The sequence below is a fragment of the Gordonia sp. 852002-50816_SCH5313054-c genome (genome assembly GCF_001665925.1).
Classification (GTDB): domain Bacteria; phylum Actinomycetota; class Actinomycetes; order Mycobacteriales; family Mycobacteriaceae; genus Gordonia; species Gordonia jacobaea.
The window spans coordinates 1-18,108 of record NZ_LZTE01000064.1 but is presented as its reverse complement, the minus strand read 5'-3'; the positions used below and the strand labels follow the sequence as shown (position 1 = coordinate 18,108).

Annotated in this window: 15 protein-coding genes; 10 read left to right on the top strand and 5 right to left on the bottom strand. The window is 67.9% G+C overall.

The genetic code is table 11. The features are described 5' to 3' along the window. Positions 1–254: 254 nt before the first annotated feature. The 3 genes from A5788_RS16745 to A5788_RS16735 all read left to right on the top strand — a co-directional run bounded on the left by A5788_RS16745 (position 255) and on the right by A5788_RS16735 (position 3,495). Positions 255–1,286, top strand: coding sequence for a DUF3152 domain-containing protein (locus tag A5788_RS16745; protein ID WP_442902908.1), 1,032 nt, complete (start codon positions 255–257; stop codon positions 1,284–1,286). 103 nt (positions 1,287–1,389) lie between these two features. Beyond that, positions 1,390–2,562 carry an adenylyltransferase/sulfurtransferase MoeZ gene (gene moeZ / locus A5788_RS16740; RefSeq protein ID WP_064870686.1) on the top strand — a complete coding sequence of 391 codons (1,173 nt, stop codon included), beginning with the start codon at positions 1,390–1,392 and terminating at the stop codon, positions 2,560–2,562. Between the two features lie 78 nt (positions 2,563–2,640). After that, entirely contained in the window at positions 2,641–3,495 is an 855-nt protein-coding gene (locus A5788_RS16735; RefSeq protein ID WP_049698972.1) for a TIGR02569 family protein, read from the top strand. A 25-nt stretch (positions 3,496–3,520) separates the two neighbouring features. On the opposite strand, the gene A5788_RS16730 is transcribed toward A5788_RS16735, so the two are convergent. Continuing rightward, positions 3,521–3,826 (bottom strand): MGMT family protein, encoded by a 306-nt coding sequence (locus tag A5788_RS16730; protein WP_064870685.1) that lies wholly within the window; start codon positions 3,824–3,826, stop codon positions 3,521–3,523. Positions 3,827–3,833: 7 nt separating this feature from the next. Further along, positions 3,834–4,613 (bottom strand): alpha/beta fold hydrolase, encoded by a 780-nt coding sequence (locus tag A5788_RS16725; protein WP_064870684.1) that lies wholly within the window; start codon positions 4,611–4,613, stop codon positions 3,834–3,836. Positions 4,614–4,810: 197 nt separating this feature from the next. Here A5788_RS16725 and A5788_RS16720 point away from each other — a divergent pair, with 197 nt between their 5' ends. The 4 genes from A5788_RS16720 to nudC are packed head-to-tail and all read left to right on the top strand — an operon-like array spanning position 4,811 to position 13,768. Then, complete coding sequence (locus A5788_RS16720; protein ID WP_197494627.1) at positions 4,811–8,215, top strand: ATP-dependent helicase; 3,405 nt, start codon at positions 4,811–4,813, stop codon at positions 8,213–8,215. Beyond that, positions 8,208–11,669: an ATP-dependent DNA helicase gene (locus A5788_RS16715; protein WP_064870682.1), complete on the top strand. Its 3,462-nt coding sequence runs from the start codon at positions 8,208–8,210 to the stop codon at positions 11,667–11,669. Before A5788_RS16720 ends, A5788_RS16715 begins: the two co-directional genes overlap by 8 nt. A 55-nt stretch (positions 11,670–11,724) precedes the next feature. Next, positions 11,725–12,795, top strand: a complete 1,071-nt coding sequence (locus A5788_RS16710) for a potassium channel family protein (protein WP_049698977.1) — start codon at positions 11,725–11,727, stop codon at positions 12,793–12,795. A gap of 34 nt (positions 12,796–12,829) precedes the next feature. Beyond that, on the top strand, positions 12,830–13,768 hold the full coding sequence (gene nudC, locus A5788_RS16705) for an NAD(+) diphosphatase (RefSeq protein WP_064870681.1): 939 nt from the start codon (positions 12,830–12,832) through the stop codon (positions 13,766–13,768). A gap of 11 nt (positions 13,769–13,779) precedes the next feature. Here nudC and A5788_RS16700 read toward each other — a convergent pair whose 3' ends face one another. Then, positions 13,780–14,046: a mycoredoxin gene (locus A5788_RS16700; protein WP_064870742.1), complete on the bottom strand. Its 267-nt coding sequence runs from the start codon at positions 14,044–14,046 to the stop codon at positions 13,780–13,782. 103 nt (positions 14,047–14,149) lie between these two features. Between A5788_RS16700 and A5788_RS16695 the strand changes: the two genes are divergently transcribed. The 3 genes from A5788_RS16695 (at position 14,150) to A5788_RS16685 (ending at position 17,172) form a co-directional block, all read left to right on the top strand. After that, complete coding sequence (locus A5788_RS16695) at positions 14,150–16,270, top strand: ATP-dependent DNA helicase UvrD2 (RefSeq protein ID WP_064870741.1); 2,121 nt, start codon at positions 14,150–14,152, stop codon at positions 16,268–16,270. Positions 16,271–16,388: 118 nt separating this feature from the next. Next, positions 16,389–16,676 carry a hypothetical protein gene (locus A5788_RS16690; RefSeq protein WP_064870680.1) on the top strand — a complete coding sequence of 96 codons (288 nt, stop codon included), beginning with the start codon at positions 16,389–16,391 and terminating at the stop codon, positions 16,674–16,676. A 172-nt stretch (positions 16,677–16,848) separates the two neighbouring features. Then, a complete protein-coding gene (locus A5788_RS16685; RefSeq protein ID WP_064870740.1) occupies positions 16,849–17,172 on the top strand; it encodes a WhiB family transcriptional regulator in 324 nt (107 codons plus the stop codon). A gap of 130 nt (positions 17,173–17,302) precedes the next feature. Here A5788_RS16685 and A5788_RS16680 read toward each other — a convergent pair whose 3' ends face one another. Then, positions 17,303–17,542 (bottom strand): hypothetical protein, encoded by a 240-nt coding sequence (locus A5788_RS16680; RefSeq protein WP_197494626.1) that lies wholly within the window; start codon positions 17,540–17,542, stop codon positions 17,303–17,305. 135 nt (positions 17,543–17,677) lie between these two features. Then, positions 17,678–18,108 (bottom strand): HNH endonuclease signature motif containing protein (locus A5788_RS16675; protein WP_197502774.1); only part of this gene is annotated, 431 nt, incomplete at its 5' end.

Genomic DNA, 18,108 nt, shown 5'->3' with positions numbered 1-18,108 from the left:
GCCGGTGGCCCACGGGTGGCCGGGTGCCGTTGGCCTCCCGGGATTGCGTGGGCACCTGTGAGAAAGTTGTCCGTGTGAGCCACACAGACAGTGGGCCCGAACAGTCGGGGGACGACGTCGACCTATCCCGTCGGGACAATGGATCGACCCGCCGGGGCGGCGCATCGACACGTCGGGTCAGGGCAGGGGACGCGGCGCGTGAGGCACGTTCGCAGCAGCGGGCGTCGCGGTCGTCGGTTGAGGACACCACCCGGATCGAAAAGGTCCGGACAGGCACGACGCCCCCTTCGGGAGTGACGTCCAACCCGGGCCACCGCCCGCGGTCGCGTCCGCTGCCGGATCAGCCGCTACGGGCGCGCTGGGACCCGACCGACGACAACGGGCGGGCCAGGGTCGACCGCGACGCCCAACCTGAGCGGAAGAAGCAGAGCGCGCTCGGTCGCTTCGTCTCCACCTACGGGTGGCGCGCGTACGCGATTCCGGTCCTGATCATCCTCACCATCGTGCTGATCGTGGTCACCGTGAGCGACGACGGGTCGAGTTCGGACGCGCAGAGTTCCGACGTCACGCCTGCAGCCCAGCGCAACACCGACGTCACCAAGGAGACCAAGCCGGTCGGTGCTCCCACGTCGTCGATCAAGAACGTGTCGCTACCCGCGGGAACGCTGCCCGACGGCGGGCCCTACACGCAGCAGGGTAAGAAGACCTTCCACGTCGTCCCGGGTGCGGGAAAGCAGATCGGTACCGGACCGCAGGTCTACACCTACACAGTCGAGGTCGAGGATGGCGTCGCGCCGTCGGACTACGGCAGTGATCGCACGTTCGGCAAGATGGTCGACGCCACGCTCGCCAACAATCGGAGCTGGATCGGCGACGGCAAGGTGGCGTTTCGGCGCATCGCCGACGGCGAGCCGGATCTGCGGGTCTCGCTCAGTTCACCTGGCACCGCGCGAGAACTGTGCGGCTACCAGATCAAACTCGAGACGTCGTGCTTCTACCCACCCGACAAGCGGGTGACCATCAATGAAGCCCGGTGGGTGCGGGGTGCGCTGTCGTACGAGGGCGACGACGTCGCCTATCGGCAGTACCTCATCAATCACGAGGTCGGCCACGGCATCGGCTACGAGCACCACGAGCCGTGCAAGCACAACGGGGCGCTGGCACCGGTGATGATGCAGCAGTCCTTCGGCGTCGCGAATTCTCAGATCATGGCGCTCGACCCCGACATGCAGGCCGACAAGGCATTCGTGTGCAAACCGAATCCGTGGCCGTTCCCCGACAGGTGAGCGCCACGCGTCGAGGCTGTCGGGAATGCCCGTGTGGGACGAGTCGTTGCGTAGGTGAGTCGGTTTTCCTTTCCAGACGGTATTTCTAGACGGAGGCGTCCACGTGTCCCTGCCACCGCTTGTCGCACCAGCGGCAGAACTCTCCAATGACGAAGTCGCCCGCTACAGCAGGCACCTGATCATTCCCGATGTGGGGATGGACGGTCAGAAACGATTGAAGAACGCCAGGGTGCTCGTCATCGGCGCCGGTGGACTCGGTTCCCCGACGCTGCTCTACCTAGCGGCAGCGGGTGTGGGAACCATCGGCATCGTCGAATTCGACGTCGTCGACGAGTCGAATCTGCAGCGACAGGTCATCCACGGACAGTCAGACATCGGTCGGCCGAAGGCCGAGAGCGCTCGTGACTCGATCCAGGAGATCAATCCGTACGTCACCGTCAACATTCACGACGAACGGCTCGAGCCGGAAGGCGCGATCGAACTGTTCTCGAAGTACGACCTCATCATCGACGGCACCGACAATTTCGCGACCCGTTACCTGGTCAACGACGCCGCGGTGCTCGCGCACAAGCCGTACGTGTGGGGATCGATCTATCGGTTCGAGGGCCAGGCGTCGGTGTTCTGGGAGGACGCACCCAACGGGCGCGGCATCAACTATCGCGATCTGTATCCGCAGGCGCCGCCGCCCGGGATGGTTCCCTCCTGCGCGGAGGGTGGCGTTCTCGGCATTCTCTGCGCGTCGATCGGCTCGATCATGGGTACCGAGGCCATCAAACTGATCTGCGGTATCGGCGAGCCGTTGCTCGGTCGTCTGATGGTCTACGACGCGCTGGACATGACCTATCGAACCATCAAGATCCGCAAAGATCCTGAGGGCGAACGCATCTCGGGACTCATCGACTACGAGGAGTTCTGCGGTGTGGTCTCCGACGAGGCCGCGCAGGCAGCCGACGGTTCGACGCTCACTCCGCGCGAATTGAAGGAGCGTCTCGATGCCGGCGAAAAGCTGGCGCTGATCGACGTTCGCGAGCCCGTCGAGTGGGACATCGTGCACATCGACGGTGCCACGCTGGTCCCGAAGGGCGACATCCTCTCCGGTACTGCGCTCGCGCAGATCCCGCAGGACCGTCCGACGGTGCTGTACTGCAAGACCGGTATCCGGTCCGCCGAGGCGCTTGCCGCGTTGAAGCGTGCGGGTTTTGCCGACGCCACTCACCTTCAGGGTGGGGTCACCGCGTGGGCCAACCAGGTCGACAAGGAACTGCCGGTCTACTAGGCGTCGTTCGTCGCAAGTCCCGGCGCGCCCCGCGTCGCTGCAGCACATACGGCGTTGTGCTCGGTAATCTCTGCAGACGTGCAGAATCCGCAACCGCCCGATCACGTGCTCAACACGTTCGGGCTCACCTCTCACCCGCCCATCGCCATGGGCGACACCTGGGTGGGTGGCTGGCGGGTCGGCGAGGTGGTGTTGTCCCTCGTACCCGACCACGCGCGGGCAGCGTGGTCGGCGTCTGTGCGCGAGAACCTCTACGTCGAGGGACTGCGCGTCGCACGACCGTTCCGTGCGACCGACGGGCGGTACGTCGTGTCGGGGTGGCGCGCGGACACCTACATCGCGGGGTCTCCCGAACCTCGACACGACGAGGTACTCGCCGTCGGTGATCGCCTCCACGAGGTGCTCGCCGATCTCGAACGTCCACGCTTCCTGTTGCAGCAGCCGGCACCGCCGCACACCGACGTCGACGTGTTCGCCGCGGCCGACCGCGCCGCGTGGGAAGACGTGCCGTTGCGTTCGGCGCGCGCCGCCGGAATGAGCGAACCCACGTCCGACGACGGCAAGCGCAGCGTCGACATGCTGAAGACTCTCGGAACGCTGCGCAAGCCTGTCGACGTGCCGTCGCAGGTGGTGCACGGCGATCTGTTCGGCACTGTCCTCTTCGCGGGTGCGGCCGCCCCCGGCATCACCGACATCGTGCCCTACTGGCGTCCGGCTCCGTGGGCGTCGGCGGTCGTCGTCGTCGACTCGCTTGCGTGGGGCGGGGCCGACGATGAACTGGTGCAGCGGTGGTCCGACCAACCCGAATGGGCGCAGATGATGTTGCGCGCCACCATGTTCCGGCTCGCGGTACACGCCCTGCATCCGCGCTCGACTGCCGGCGCGCTGCCGGGACTCGCGCGGGTCGTCGACATCGTGCGGATGATGCTCTAGCGGCGTTCTCGGCCGGATCGGTACATCACGGCGTCGGGATCTCCCAGCGGCAGTCGCGCAGCGCGACGCGGTCGTCGGTGATGGGTACGCCCTCGGCGCGCAGTCGTTCCAATTGACGCGCTGCCAGGTGTGCCGCGGGGCGACCCGACGCCGGAACAACCCGATGCCACGGCAGGTCCGCGGTGTCGGTGCGCATGATCCAGCCGACGATCCGCGGTGACGAGAGCCCCGCTGCGGCCGCGAGGTCGCCGTAGGTGCTCACCTGGCCTACCGGGATGGCCGCGACGAGATCGCGCACCACTTCGACGTCGGCCTCGCTGATCCGGGCCAACGGCTCCTCACTTGCCTTCGCGGATGAGTTTGGCGCACAGGTCGGGTTCGAGGAACGGCACCATGTGTGCGCAGTCGGCGTGGTGGACGGTGACGTCCGGTCGCTCCGCCGCGCAGGCGTCGAGGAACGCGCGACCGACGAACGGCGGGTCGACGCGGTCGGCGACGACTACGTCGGTACCGACGCCACGCGGTGGCAGGACGAACGGTCGGGCCATCTCGCTCCACGCTGTCGCCGCGGCGGGCTCGCTGATCCGCCACCCGACCCGGCCGTGTGGACGGTCGACGAGATGCTCGTCGAGTTCGCGATCGAGGTCGTCGGTCGGAACGTCGGCCCACCCCTCGGACAGCTTCGCGGCGCGCGCGGCGTCGGCGTTGGCATAGTCCCAGTTGTCGAGGCTGTCGGTGGACACTTCGAGCGCGAACACCGGGTCGAGGCCCTGAGCGGGATCGAGGAGGACGAGCCGACGAACCCGGTCGGGCATGCGCGCGGCGAGGCGCACGGCGATGGCACCACCGAAGGAGTGGCCGACCAGCACGAACGGTTCGGTGGCCCCGAGCTGTGTCTCGACAGCGGTGGCGACGGCGTCGACGTGGTCGTCGAGACCCCACGGCGGCCGCCACGGCGACCTACCGTGCCCGAGGAGATCGGGAGCGATCACGCGGAGCTCGGGAATGCTGCTCGACGCAAAGTGTTCCCATCGTCGGCCGTGGCCGGTGAGACCGTGCAGTGCGACGACCGCCGGGCCGTCCGGAGGGCCGAAGACGTAGGTGTGCAACGGAGCCATGAACTCATCATGCCCCGCGGCGTATGCGTTCGGTGTGCGCCACCCCGACTGCTCGTCCGGGTGGGGAAGTCGTCGGAACGGGTGTCGGAGGCGCGTGATTCGATGGACTCGTGGCTCGACGACAAGGGGGACCGGGACCGTCCCGGACGCAGGCACCCCGCGCACGCCCTCGCGAGGGGCAGGGTGGCGGCACGGCTATGCGCACCCATCTTGTCGCATCGACCACCGGGCCCGACGGTGCGCAGGGGGCCGCGCAGCCGAGGGTCTGGCCGTCGCAGGTGCAGGCCGTCATCGACGGTGAGGCGCCAGCCCCCGGCGACGGCTCGGGCTGGCAACCCTGGCGGGTGCACGGCGGCCCCGGAACCGGCAAGACGTCGCTGGTCGTCGACGCCGCCGTCGCGCGGTTGCTGTCTGCCGACACGGATCCGGAGTCGATCCTCGTGCTCGCGTCGAGCAGACGCGCGGCGGTCGCGCTGCGCGAACGGATCACCCGCAGGGTGTTGGCGGCGTCGGGTGGCTTCGGAACAGGTGCAGGCGGTGCGTTGCGCGAACCCCTCGTCCGCACGATCCACTCGTACGCGTTCGCCATCCTGCGGTTGCAGGCGAGCGCGCACGGCAATCCGCCGCCCCGTCTGATCACCGGTTCCGAGCAAGACGTCGTGCTGCGGGAACTGCTCGCGGGCGATATCGAAGACGGTGCGGGCTACTGGCCGAAGTTGCTGCGTCCGGCGCTGGGCACCGACGGCTTCGCGCAGGCACTGCGCGACCTCATGATGCGGGCGGCTGAGCGCGGCGTCGGCCCCGAAGAACTCGCGTCGCTCGGCCGCGCACATCGCCGACCCGAATGGGTCGCCGCGGCGCGCGCGTATGCACAGTACGAGCAGAACATGCTGTTGCGCGGGGCCGTGGGGCTCGCGACTCCCGGTGCGTCGGCGCCCGCGGTCGATGCCGCAGAGCTCGTCGGGTCGGCACTGTCGGCGTTCGCGACAGATCCCGAGCTTCTCGCGGGGCAGCGCAGTCGCATCCGGCACCTGATCGTCGACGACGCGCAGCACCTCGACCCGCAGGCCGCAGAACTGGTCCGACTCGTCGGCACCGGAACCGAATCGACGATCATCGCCGCCGACACCGACCAGTCGATCTTCGGTTTCCGTGGTGCGAGTCCGCGTTTCGCCGACGGACTGGCCGATCCGGGGTCCGAACGCGACATCGTGTTGAGTGAGAACTTCCGCTCGCATTCTGACATCGGCGAGGTCGGCCGTGCGCTCGCATCGCGGCTCCCCGGTGCCCGGCCGCATCCCTATCCACGGGCGTCGGCAACTGCGGACGACGAGGCCGGCGCGGCGGTCAGGGTGTTCTCGTCGGCAGCCAAGGAGGCCACAGCCATCGCAGACCTGCTGCGTCGTGCCCATCTGTTCGAGGGTGTCCCGTGGTCCGACATGGCGGTCATCGTGCGATCGGTTCATCTCGCATTGCCCGCGCTGCGTCGAGCGTTCCGATCCGCGGGTGTCCCGCTCACGACGCCGACCTCAGATCTGCCGATCCACCGGCAACGTTCCGTCGCGGCGCTGATGACGGTGCTGTGCGCGGTCGCGGCGCGCTCGGATGCAGCTGAGGAAGCTCCTTTTCCCGACGAGACGTTCTCCATCGACGACACTGTCGCGTTGCTGACCGGCCCGATCGGGGCCGCCGATCCGGGCGCGATGCGCCGGCTGCGTCGCGGTGTGCGCAGGTGCGACGAGAAGGCGGAGCGGGCGGCGTCGTCGGCGGGAGACGCCGCGGGTGTGACTGCAGCGCAACGTGATTCGCTGACATCGTTGCGGGAGGCTCTACTCGACGACGAGGTTGCGCAGCGCTACCTGCGCGCGCTGTCCGACGCCGAAGCCGCGCCGTTGCGACGTGCACTCGACGTGATCACTGCGGCGTTGCGCGCTCATCGTGCCCGACGCGGCGTCGAGGAGACGCTGTGGGCCGCATGGCAGGCGAGTGGGCTCGAGCGTCGGTGGGTCGGCAGTGCGATCCGGGGCGGGCCTGCGGGTGAACAGGCCGACCGCGATCTCGACGCGATGATGGCGATGTTCGAGGCGGCAGGCGACTTCGCCGACACCCTCCCGTCGGCGGGGCCCGCGGCATTCGTGCACTACCTTAGCCAGCTGCAGATCCCGCGTGATTCCCGAACCGCCTCTGCGGCAGCCGATTCCGTGACTGTGCTGTCCGCGCACGCCGCAGCGGGCCGCGAGTGGGAGGTCGTCGCTGTCGCGGGTGTCCTCGACGGGCTCTGGCCCTCGTTGCGAAGTCGGGGCAGCGTGCTCGCCACCGCCGAACTCGTCGACCTGCTCGACGGCGTCGCCCCCGACGGGATCGACGTCGTCACACGTGGTGCCGGGGCGCTGGCCGACGAGCGGCGTCTGCTACTCGTCGCGTGCACGCGGGCGCGGCGTCGACTCCTCATCACAGCGGTCGAGGACGGTAGCGGCGACGCATCGCCGTCGAGGTTCGTCGCCGAAATCGCCGCGGCGCTCGGCAGCGCGTCCGACACGGACGCGGAGGCGCCGCAGGTCATGGAGGGCGTCGCGCTCGATCCCGGCGTCGACCGTGTGCTGTCGCTCCCGTCACTGGTGGCCACCCTGCGGTCCGTGGTGATCGCCGGTGCGCAGGAGCCAGAACTCGACGATCGCACCAGGGCGGCCGCCGAACTCCTTGCCACACTTGCCGATTCCGACATCCCGGGTGCGCACCCGCGTGACTGGTTCGGTCTGGCAGAGGTGAGCACCGACGCACCGCTGTGGCGCGCCGACGACGGGCCGATCACGCTGTCGCCGTCGAACATCGAGAGTCTGAGCAGGTGCTCGCTGCGCTGGCTGCTCGAACGCAACGGTGGGCGCGACGGCGATGCGACGCCCGCGATCGCGGGCAGTCTGGTGCACACGCTGGTGCAGGCGGTTGCGGGCAACATCGATCCAGCCGAGGTGACCGGCGCGTTGCGCGACATCTGGGAGCGCGTCGACACCGGAGCCGCGTGGTATTCGGCGCACGAGTTGGAACGAGCCGAGGAGATGCTCACCAATTTCCGTGACTGGCTGCGTATTTCGCGCGATGACCTGCGCGAGCGTGGTGTCGAATCGGCCATCGACGCCACGGTGCCCGGCGTCGACGATGATCCACCGGTTCGGTTGCGCGGTCGCGTCGACCGGCTCGAGGCTGACTCGGCGGGCAGGCCCGTCGTCGTCGATGTGAAGACCGCGAAGACCGCGGTGTCGCGCGCCGATGCCGAGGAGCACGCACAGCTCGCCGCCTACCAGGTGGCGCTTGCGCACGGCGGTGCGGCGCAGTTTCCTCCCGACGCCGACGGCACGCTCGAACCCGGGGGTGGGCGCTTGGTGTTCGTGTCGGCGAACAATGCGTCGACGGGCGCGGCCGAGCGTATCCAACCTCCGCTGACGCCCGAACTGCTCGACGAGTGGATCACCGTGGTGCGGTCGGCGGCCAAGGCGAGCGTCGGGCCGGTGTTCGACGCGACGCCCAACCCCGGCTGCGGACACTGCGCATTGCACACGAGTTGTCCCGCCCAGTTGCGTGGCAAGGCGGTGATCGATGACTGACGTCGATGTGAGGCGCGCGCGTGTCTCCGCGACCTCGTTGGCCGCCGCGCTCGGATTGCCCCTACCGACAACCGAACAGGTCGCGGTGATCGAGGCGCCACTGGAACCGCTGCTCGTGGTCGCCGGTGCCGGTGCGGGCAAGACCGAGACCATGGCGTCGCGGGTCGTGTGGCTCGTCGCCAACGGACTGGTCTCACCCGACGAGATCCTCGGACTCACGTTCACCCGCAAGGCGGCCAGCGAACTCGGGGCCCGCATCCGGCGTCGACTCTCGATGCTCGCGGGGTCGCCCGCCCTGGTGAACTGGGACCCCGACGGCATGCTGGCCGCACGGCTGCGTTCCGCCGACCCCGAGGTGAGTACCTATCACGCGTACGCGGGCAGGCTCATCGCCGATTACGGGCTACTGCTGCCCGTCGAACCGAGTTCGACGCTGCTGAGCGAGACCGAGCTCTGGCAACTCGCGTTCTCGATCGTGTCGAACTGGACGGGGCCGCTGCACACCACCAAGGTGCCCTCCGGCGTGACCGAGGCCGTGCTGCGGTTACACGGCGAGATGGCAGAACACCTCGTCGACCTCGACACGTTGACCGCGTGGGGCGACGATCTGCGGTCGATGGTCGATACGTTGCCGCCCGGTCCGCGGCAGCGTGCGGCGCCGAGCAAAGACCTCATCAAGATCCAGGAGGTCATCGACGAGCGTCGCGAACTGCTGCCGATGGTGGCAGCGCTGCGGGACGCGATGCGTGAACAGTCCGCGCTCGACTTCGGCAGTCAGATGTCGCTGGCCGCCCAACTGGTGCAACGTAATCCGGACGTCGCGGCGGGCGAGCGACGCTCGTTCCGGGCCGTGCTTCTCGACGAGTATCAGGACACGGGCCATTCACAGCGCATCCTGTTGTCCACACTGTTCGGCGGTGCGGCTACGAAAGCCTCTGGAGGCGAACGCATTCCGACTGTTGCGGTCACGGCGGTCGGCGATCCGATCCAGTCCATCTACGGCTGGCGCGGCGCGTCGGCGGCGAATCTTCCTCGCTTCACCGCCGATTTCCCGCGCTCCGACGGCAGGCCCTCGGAGCGACTCGAACTGCTGACGAGCTGGCGTAACCCCTCACACACGCTCGAGCTCGCGAACCGGACGTCGGAAGAGTTGCGGCGCAGAGGAATTCCGGTCAGCGTGCTGCGTCCCCGACCCGACGCGCCGTCGGGGACCGTCTCGATGGCGCTCACCCCGACGGTCGTCGACGAGCGGGCATGGGTGGGTGAGGCCATCGAACGTCATTACCGCGACGCCGAGCGTGACGGCGTCGACCCGCCGACCGTCGCGATCCTGGTGCGTCGCAACGAGGATTCGGCGCCGTTGGCGGCAGAACTCGAGAGTCGGGGAATCCCGGCCGAGGTGATCGGTATCGGCGGGTTGCTCCATGTACCGGAGATCGAGGACGTCGTCGCGACGCTGCGGTTGATGGCAGATCCGATGGCCGGGACCGCGGCGATGCGGCTCCTGACCGGCGCGCGTTGGCAGTTGGGTGCCGCCGACATCGCAGCGTTGTGGCGCCGTGCCACCAACCTCGCCGCCGACGCCATCGCTGCGTCCGGTGGTGCGGTCACCAGCCGCGAAGAACTCGATGCCGCGCTCGACGCCGTGCTGCCGACCGAGGTCGTCGACCGTGCCGGAATCGCCGACGCCGTCGTCGATCCGGGCGATCCGGATGCGTACACACCGCAGGGATACGCACGTATCCGGGCGTTCGGCGCGCAGCTGGAGGCGCTGCGCAGGCGCATCGGCCAGCCGCTGCCCGAGCTCGTCGCCGACGTCGAGAACACGATCGGTGTCGGCATCGAGGCTCAGATCAGGGCCCGTCGCATGCGTGGCGCGATCACCGGCCGCGAACATCTCGACGCCTTCGCCGAGTACGTCACCGCGTACGCCGACCGTCCCGGCGCGAATCTGCCCGGCCTGCTGGCCTTTCTCGACACCGCCGAGACCATCGAGAAGGGACTCGAGCCCGGCCGGATCGAGGTGGCCGAGCAACGTGTCCAGATCCTCACGGTGCATGCGGCCAAGGGCCTGGAGTGGGATGTCGTCGCGCTGCCGCACGTCGCCGCACGGATCTTTCCGGGAGGCCGCGCCGACACGACGTGGATGCGCAGCGCCAAGGAGTTGCCAGGGCCGCTGCGTGGCGACCTCGCGGAGCCGGGGACGGGGGAGGGCTTCCCGACCTTCGACCTCGCAGCCGCCGGCATCAGCAACCGCAAAGAACTCGCCGAGGCGCTGACTCTGCACAAGGAGGCGATCGACGAGCGCAGGCTGGAGGAGGATCGTCGACTCCTCTACGTCGCGTTGACGCGCGCGCGCCAAGACCTGCTCGTCTCGGCGCACCACTGGAGCGAGACCGGCGACAAACCGCGCGGTGGCTCGGAGTTCTTCGACGAGCTCGTCGCCATCGTCTCCGACGCCATCGCCGACCCGACCGTCGACTCCGACGGCCTCAGCATCGACGAGCTCGCCCCGCCACCGGACGACGGCGCGGCAAACCCGTTGGCCGAGCGGATCATTCGCGAGTCCTGGCCCGCGGATCGGTTGGGTGCGCGCCGCGAGGGAGTCGACGCCGCGGCACGGCTCGTCCTCGACGCCGTCGCCGCACGCAGCGCGCCGGCGCTCTTCGACGCACCCGCGGGTAAAGCCGCCGGGTCGGACGCGACGGCGGAAGAGCCTGAGATTGCGGAAGACCCTGAGATCGCGCAGTGGCGAGCAGAGGTCGACGCGTTGCTCGCCGAGCACCACCGAGGTAACCAGGCCGTCGTCGACGTCGCGCTCCCGACGCACCTGTCGGTCAGTCAACTCGTCGAACTCGACTCGGACGAAAGGGAATTCGCACGACGACTTCGCCGCCCGACACCGTTTCGACCCAATCCGACGGCACGCCGCGGCACCGCATTCCACGCATGGGTGGAGCGGTGGTTCGGTGCGACGCGGCTACTCGATATCGACGAACTACCGGGTGCCGCTGACTCGTCGGCCTCGCCGGATGCCGATCTCGACGCACTGCGCGACGCGTTCCTGGCGTCGAAGTGGGCGTCGCGCAATCCCAGCGAGGTCGAGGTCCCGTTCGAGACGGTCATCGGCGACACGGTGATCCGCGGCCGGATCGACGCGGTGTTCGCCGAACCCGACGGCTCGTGGGTCGTCGTCGACTGGAAGACGGGTGCGGTGCCCGGTGGTCGGCGCGACGGGGCGTCGAACGACTCGACCGTCGGTGGTGCGCAACGGGAATCTGTCGACATTCAGCTCGCCGCCTATCGGATCGCGTGGGCGCAGCTCGCGGGTGTGCCGGTCGAGCGGGTCAGTGCGGCGTTTCACTACGTCCGGCACAACTACACCCTCGAGCCCGAGGTGTTGCCCGACCATGACGATCTCGTCGCGCTGCTCGCGCGAGAGTCGGATCAGTGATACACCTCGCGGATGCATTAGATTCACACCCTGTGAAGCAAAGGTGGTTCGGCTGATGCGCGGACGCGGATTCCGACGTCGATGGCGGGGCGAGGAGCTGTCCGACGGCCCCGACTACGCACTCGTCGGCGTCGTCCGTATTCCGGAGCTCAAGCAGAGTCCCGCACGGGCCATCGGGCGTCGCGTCATCTTCGCTGTCGTCGCGCTCTTCTTCACGGCCATTCTCGTCTACGTCGACCGCAGTGGATATCGCGACGTTCAGGACAACCCGCTCTCATTTCTCGACGCGATGTACTACTCGGCTGTGACGTTGTCGACCACCGGCTACGGCGACATCACTCCGTTCAGTCCGTCGGCTCGCCTGCTCAACCTGCTGATCATCACTCCGCTACGCGTGCTGTTCCTGATCGTGTTGATCGGTACGACGCTCGAGGTGCTCACCGAGCGGTCTCGCCAAGCTCTCAAGATCCAGCGCTGGAGGAACAACGTGCGCAACCACACCGTCGTCATCGGGTACGGCACCAAGGGTCGTACCGCGGTCGACGCGATGATCGGCGACGGCATCAAGCCGTCCGAGATCGTCGTCGTCGACAACAACCCGGGTGTCCTCGAGCATGCGGAGGCCGACGGTCTCGTGACCGTCCGCGGCGACGCCACCAAGTCCGACGTGCTGCGATTGGCGGGTGTCGCGCACGCTGCCAGCATCGTCGTGGCCGCCAACCGCGACGACACAGCCGTCCTCGCCACGCTGACGGCACGCGAACTCAACCCGCGCGCGAAGATCGTCGCGTCGATCAGGGAGTCGGAGAACACGCACCTGATGCGGCAGTCGGGTGCCAACTCGGTGGTCGTCTCGTCGGAGACGGCGGGCAGGCTTCTCGGTATCGCGACCATGACGCCATCGGTCGTCGAGGTGATCGAGGACCTACTGACCCCCGACGCCGGCTACGCGATCGCCGAACGTGAAGTCGATCCGACCGAAACGGGCGGCTCGCCCGCCCACACCCGCGACATCGTCCTGGGCGTGCTGCGTAACGGTGTGCTGCACCGCGTCGACGACAGCGAGGTCGAGCAGATCGAGGCGGGCGACCGGCTGCTGTACGTCCGCAAGGGCGCGGGCGACTGACGTTCGCCACCGGCGAGCGAGTAGAACAGAGACCATGGGCGCCTTTGTCTTCGACCAACCGCCGCTGCTGTCCCGGGGCACGTTCGATCGTGCCGATGAGGTCCGTGACGAGCCCGACCGCATGCTTGCGGGCTGGCCGACGGCGCGCGTACTTCGCATCGATACGGGCGGTCGCTACCCCGTGGAGCCCGACGGGGCGCTGAGGTGGATCGACAGTTCTGAGTTCGGAGACGAGCCGCCGGTCGACGCGGTGTTCCTCGCGCACACCGATACCGACCTGTGGACGATCAGGGTCGAAGGACTCGACGGCAAGACCGCCGATCCCCGACGCGGGGCATCCCGACTCGACGCCGACGAGGCGGGGTTGCTCGCCACCGCTCTCGGCATCTTGAACTGGCATGCGACAGCGCGCTTTTCACCCGTCAACGGCTCACCAACCGTCCCGGCGCGTGGCGGTTGGGTGCGTCGAAATCCGGAGACCGGCATCGACGAGTTCCCGCGCACCGACCCCGCGATCATCACCGTCGTCCACGACGGCGCCGACCGAATCCTGCTCGGACGTCAGGCCGTCTGGCCCGACCGGTGGTACTCGACGCTCGCCGGCTTCGTCGAACCGGGAGAGTCGTTGGAGCAGTGCGTGATCCGTGAGGTTCACGAAGAGGTCGGGATCACCGTGCGCGAGCCGCGGTACCTGGGATCTCAGCCGTGGCCTTTCCCCAGATCACTGATGCTCGGTTTCTCCGCGATCGGTGACCCCGACGAACCGCTGCAGTTTCTCGACGGCGAGATCGGCGACGCGCAATGGTTCACGCGCGCCGAGGTGCTCGAGGCACTCGACCGCGGCGACGAATGGCTGCGGGGCATGCCCGAACCCGACATCGCCGACGGCGAGGACGCCCCTCGACTACTGCTTCCCGGCTCGATCTCGATCGCCCGGGCGCTGGTCGAGGCCTGGGCGCGCACGCCCGCCTGACCGGGCCTGTCTCAGACGCCGAGCTTCTTCTTGACGTCGGTGATCGACGGATTCGTGGCGGTCGTGCCGTCGGCGTACTGGACCGTCGGGACAACATGGTTGCCACCGTTGACGCTGCCGACGAACTCGGCGGCGTCGGGGTTGCGCTCGATGTCGATCTCGGTCCACTCGAGGCCCGAGTTGCGCAGGGCGGTCTTGAGTCGTGCGCAGTAGCCGCACCACGATGTGGTGTACATGGTCAGCGCGGCGGGGGTCTGGTTCTCAGATGTCTCGCTCATGGCATCCACAACACGAACTCGTCGGCGCGTGTTCCCGACGCGCTTGTGGACAGCGGCGAACGGGCTCGCGTCGGCGTCGTATCGGGGTGCCATAGTGGAACCCGTGTCCGACAGCCCCTCGCCGCCCCGCGCCGCACGTGACCGCAGCATCCTCGACGGACTCGACCCCGAGCAGCGGGCCGCAGTCCTCGCGCCGCGCGGTCCGGTGTGTGTTCTGGCTGGTGCGGGGACCGGCAAGACGCGCACCATCACGCGGCGAATCGCTTATTTGATCGATCAGGGGCAGGTCAATCCCGGTCAGGTGCTCGCCGTGACGTTTACGGCTCGGGCTGCGGGGGAGATGCGCGGCCGACTGAGGTCGCTCGGCGTCGGCGCCGACGGGCCCAGCGTGTTGGCGCAGACATTCCACGCTGCAGCGATGCGTCAGCTCCGCTACTTCTGGCCACGGGCGTTCGGCAGCGCGTCGTGGGAACTCCTCGACAACAAGTTCCCACTTGTCGGGCGTGCGGCACGCAAAGCCGGACTCGACAGTTCCACCGATACCGTGCGCGATCTGATGTCGGAGATCGAGTGGGCCAAGGCGTCGCTCATCGGGCCCGAGGACTACGTCGCCGCCGTCACCCGCGTCACCAGAGAGACGCCTGCGCCCGCCGCGCAGGTGGCCAAAGCGTTCGCCGCCTACGAAGACGCCAAGGTCTCACCCGACGGCGACCGCCTCCTCGACTTCGACGACCTCCTCATCTACATGACGACGATCATCGAGTCCGACGCCGGCCTCGCCGACGAATTCCGTTCGCGCTACCGCTGTTTCGTCGTCGACGAGTACCAGGACGTGACACCGGTGCAGCAGGGTCTGCTCGACGCCTGGCTCGGCCCCCGCGACGACCTGACCGTCGTCGGCGACGCCAACCAGACGATCTACACGTTCACCGGTGCCACGCCGAAGTACCTCCTGGATTTCGGTCGCCGGTTTCCCGACGCCGCGCTCGTGCGCCTCGAACGTGACTATCGGTCGACGCCGCAGGTGGTCAGCCTCGCGAACCGGGTGATCGGGGCCGCACGCGGACGGATCGCCGGGACGAGACTGCAACTGATCGGACAGCGCGACGCCGGACCAGAACCCGAGTTCGCCGAATACGACGACGAGCCGAGCGAGGCGTCGGCCGTCGCGTCGGCCATCAAGCGTCTGATGAACTCGGGCGTACCCGCCTCCGAGATCGCGATTCTCTACCGGATCAACGCGCAGTCGGAGAATCACGAGCAGGCGCTCACCCAGGCGGGCATCCCGTACCAGGTGCGTGGTGGCGAGGCGTTCTTCACCAGAGCAGAGGTCCGTCAGGCCATGCGGCAGCTCTCGCTCGTGGCGCAGCGGGGCATCCGCGACGATGTCGAACTCGTCACGGTGGTGCGCTCGGTCCTGGGCGAACTCGGCATGTCCGACGACGAGCCGACCGGTGCGCAGGCGAAGGCCCGCTGGCAGTCGTTGCGTGCTCTGTCCGGGCTTGCCGACGACATGCTTGCCGACAATCCCGCCCTGACACTGCCCGAACTCGTCGCAGAACTCGACGCGCGGTCGCAGGCTCGGCACCCACCAACTGTCCAGGGCGTCACGCTCTCGTCGCTGCACGCGGCGAAGGGTCTGGAATGGGATGCGGTGTTCCTCGTCGGACTGACCGAGGGATCGCTGCCGATCAGCCAGGCCATCAAGGGATCGTTCGACGACGTCGAGGAGGAGCGTCGACTCTTTTACGTCGGCGTCACCCGTGCCCGCGAACATCTGCACATCTCGTGGGCGACAGCACGGAACGAGGGTGGTCGTGCGCGGCGTCGTTCGCGGTTCCTCGCCGACCTCGTGCCCGACGACTCGCCCGCATCGCGTATCGCGCCGGCGTCGAAGCGAGCACCGCGCAAGGGACCGACGTGCCGGGTGTGCGGTTCGCGGCTGCTCGATTCGACGGCAACTCTGCTCGGCCGGTGCGCCGATTGCCCGTCGGACCTCGACGAAGGTCTGCTCGTGGCACTCAAGGAGTGGCGTCGTACCCGAGCGGACTCGAAGAAGGTTCCAGCCTTTGTCGTCTTCTCCGACAAGACATTGCTCGCGATCGCAGAGCAACGGCCGACGGATTCCGCTGCGCTGGTGTCGATCTCGGGTATCGGTGCCGCCAAGCTCAACGAGTACGGCGAAGAGGTCATCGAACTCGTCAAAACCGCAGGTCAAAAATAGGTTGTGTGCTCTACAGCGAACCGCATAGTCTGGTTCGCGTCAGCACGGGAAGGTCACCGGCACACTCATGTGTGCCACGACCCCTCGCGAAACCATCGAGACCGAAAGGAGTGGATCAGTGAACGGAATCGCCAACGCAATCGTGATTGCGAACACGATCGTCGACGACGCGGCATCTGCTGTGTTCTTCGAACCGATCGCAGCGATGCCCGATGCCCATCGCATCACGCACCATGCGCCGCGCGCATACGCCGTCAGTGACCACGCCTGGCGTGCTGCAGACCTGCAGCCCGCACCGTGTCTCGGTGCCACCGGTTTCCTACCGGCAGCACCGGTAGCGAGCACTGCCGCAGCGAAGCGAGCGATGCAGCGGTTCCCCGTACTGACTCGGGACCTCTCCACGTAGGAGGGTTTCGACAGCCACAACGGCCACGGGTGAATCGCACAAGGCGACCCGTGGCCTTTCTCGTGACGGATCACCGAACCACCACACCAGTGGATCGGCGACTCCCATCACGTCGAGGCCGAGGGCCATCGCCACAGACGATGACCAACCTCGAACAGATGTGGAGTACCAGATGACCGTCGAATGTGTTCTGGAGTCCTGTATCTCGGCGGACTGCGAGGTCGCTGCCGGGAACGCGCTGAGTGCCTCACCGGCACTGAGCGCATCGACCCTTCCGTGTCAGGAAGCCGACGCCGACCTGTGGTTCGCCGAAGACCCTCGTGACCTCGAGCGCGCCAAGGCGATGTGCGCCGACTGCCCGCTGCGGGCGCAGTGCCTGCAGGCTGCGCTTGATCGTGCCGAGCCCTGGGGTGTCTGGGGCGGCGAGATCTTCGAGCGTGGTGCGGTGATCGCGCGCAAGCGCCCCCGCGGCCGCCCGCGCAAGTCCGCGGCCTGACATGGACGGGCACGACCCACGCGGCCCCCGCCTCATGCGACAGACGACGTCGCAGATGGCGGGGGCCGCGTTGCGTTGTAGGCGACCTGTGACCTCGTGCGTCGGTCACCGTCGGGGATGACCGTCACCGTCAGGGACGCGCGCGAAAGCGGACCGCCCACTCGTTCGTCTCGACCTCGACGTCGGTGAAGCCCGCTGCGTTGAGTCGTTCGGCCAACGTCGCCGGATCGACCGGCACACAGATGTCGCCGGCGTGCAGCGCGCGAAAGTCCGGGCTATCCCTGCTGTCGGAACCCGCGAAGATGCCGTCCGCGGTCAAGAGTCGACGCGCCTCCGCGAAGATCGCGTCCTGAAGTTCTGTCGATGGCACGTGATGCAGCGGTGTGCCAGGTCGGGGTGCTGCTCGAGCGTCCGGTGATCTGTATGACGTCGACCCCCGGAATGCGGCCAAACTGTCATACGGATCGGGCTCATGCGACAAGACGAGGTCACCCCGGCCAGGTGGTCATCGTGGGTAGGTGGTGATGGTTTCGCCGGTGCGGGTGCTGGTCCATGTGATGGAGAGGTCGGTGTGCATGGTGGGTGTCCAGAAGCCGAGGTGTTTGCGTTGGTGGTCGGGTCCGCAGAGGGGGACGAGGTTGAACAGCACGGTCCAGCCACCGGCGTGGGGGTCGGCGTGGTTGAACTTGACCAGGTGGTCGAGTTCGGTGTGTTCGGCGGGTTTGCCGCATTCGGGGTATCGGCATACTCCGTGCAGGGCGATGACCTGTTCGCGTAGCCAGTCGGGTGGTCGGTATCGCAGCGCCCATGGTGGTGGTGCTGGGTAGCCGCCGTGTCCGGTGGGGTCGGCGGGAGGTGCGGGATTGTCGGGCAGCCCCCATGAGGCGAGGTTGGATGCCATCGCGGCGAGGTTGAGCCCTGGCGAGGTGAGGTTCG

What these genes read in the sequence shown, in the direction of transcription:
- A5788_RS16685 (WP_064870740.1), top strand. Translation starts at nt 16,849, where the DNA reads ATGACCGTCGAATGTGTTCTGGAGTCCTGTATCTCGGCGGACTGCGAG.
- A5788_RS16715 (WP_064870682.1), top strand. Translation starts at nt 8,208, where the DNA reads ATGACTGACGTCGATGTGAGGCGCGCGCGTGTCTCCGCGACCTCGTTG.
- A5788_RS16720 (WP_197494627.1), top strand. Translation starts at nt 4,811, where the DNA reads ATGCGCACCCATCTTGTCGCATCGACCACCGGGCCCGACGGTGCGCAG.
- nudC (WP_064870681.1), top strand. Translation starts at nt 12,830, where the DNA reads ATGGGCGCCTTTGTCTTCGACCAACCGCCGCTGCTGTCCCGGGGCACG.
- A5788_RS16700 (WP_064870742.1), bottom strand. Translation starts at nt 14,046, where the DNA reads ATGAGCGAGACATCTGAGAACCAGACCCCCGCCGCGCTGACCATGTAC.
- A5788_RS16710 (WP_049698977.1), top strand. Translation starts at nt 11,725, where the DNA reads ATGCGCGGACGCGGATTCCGACGTCGATGGCGGGGCGAGGAGCTGTCC.
- A5788_RS16725 (WP_064870684.1), bottom strand. Translation starts at nt 4,613, where the DNA reads ATGGCTCCGTTGCACACCTACGTCTTCGGCCCTCCGGACGGCCCGGCG.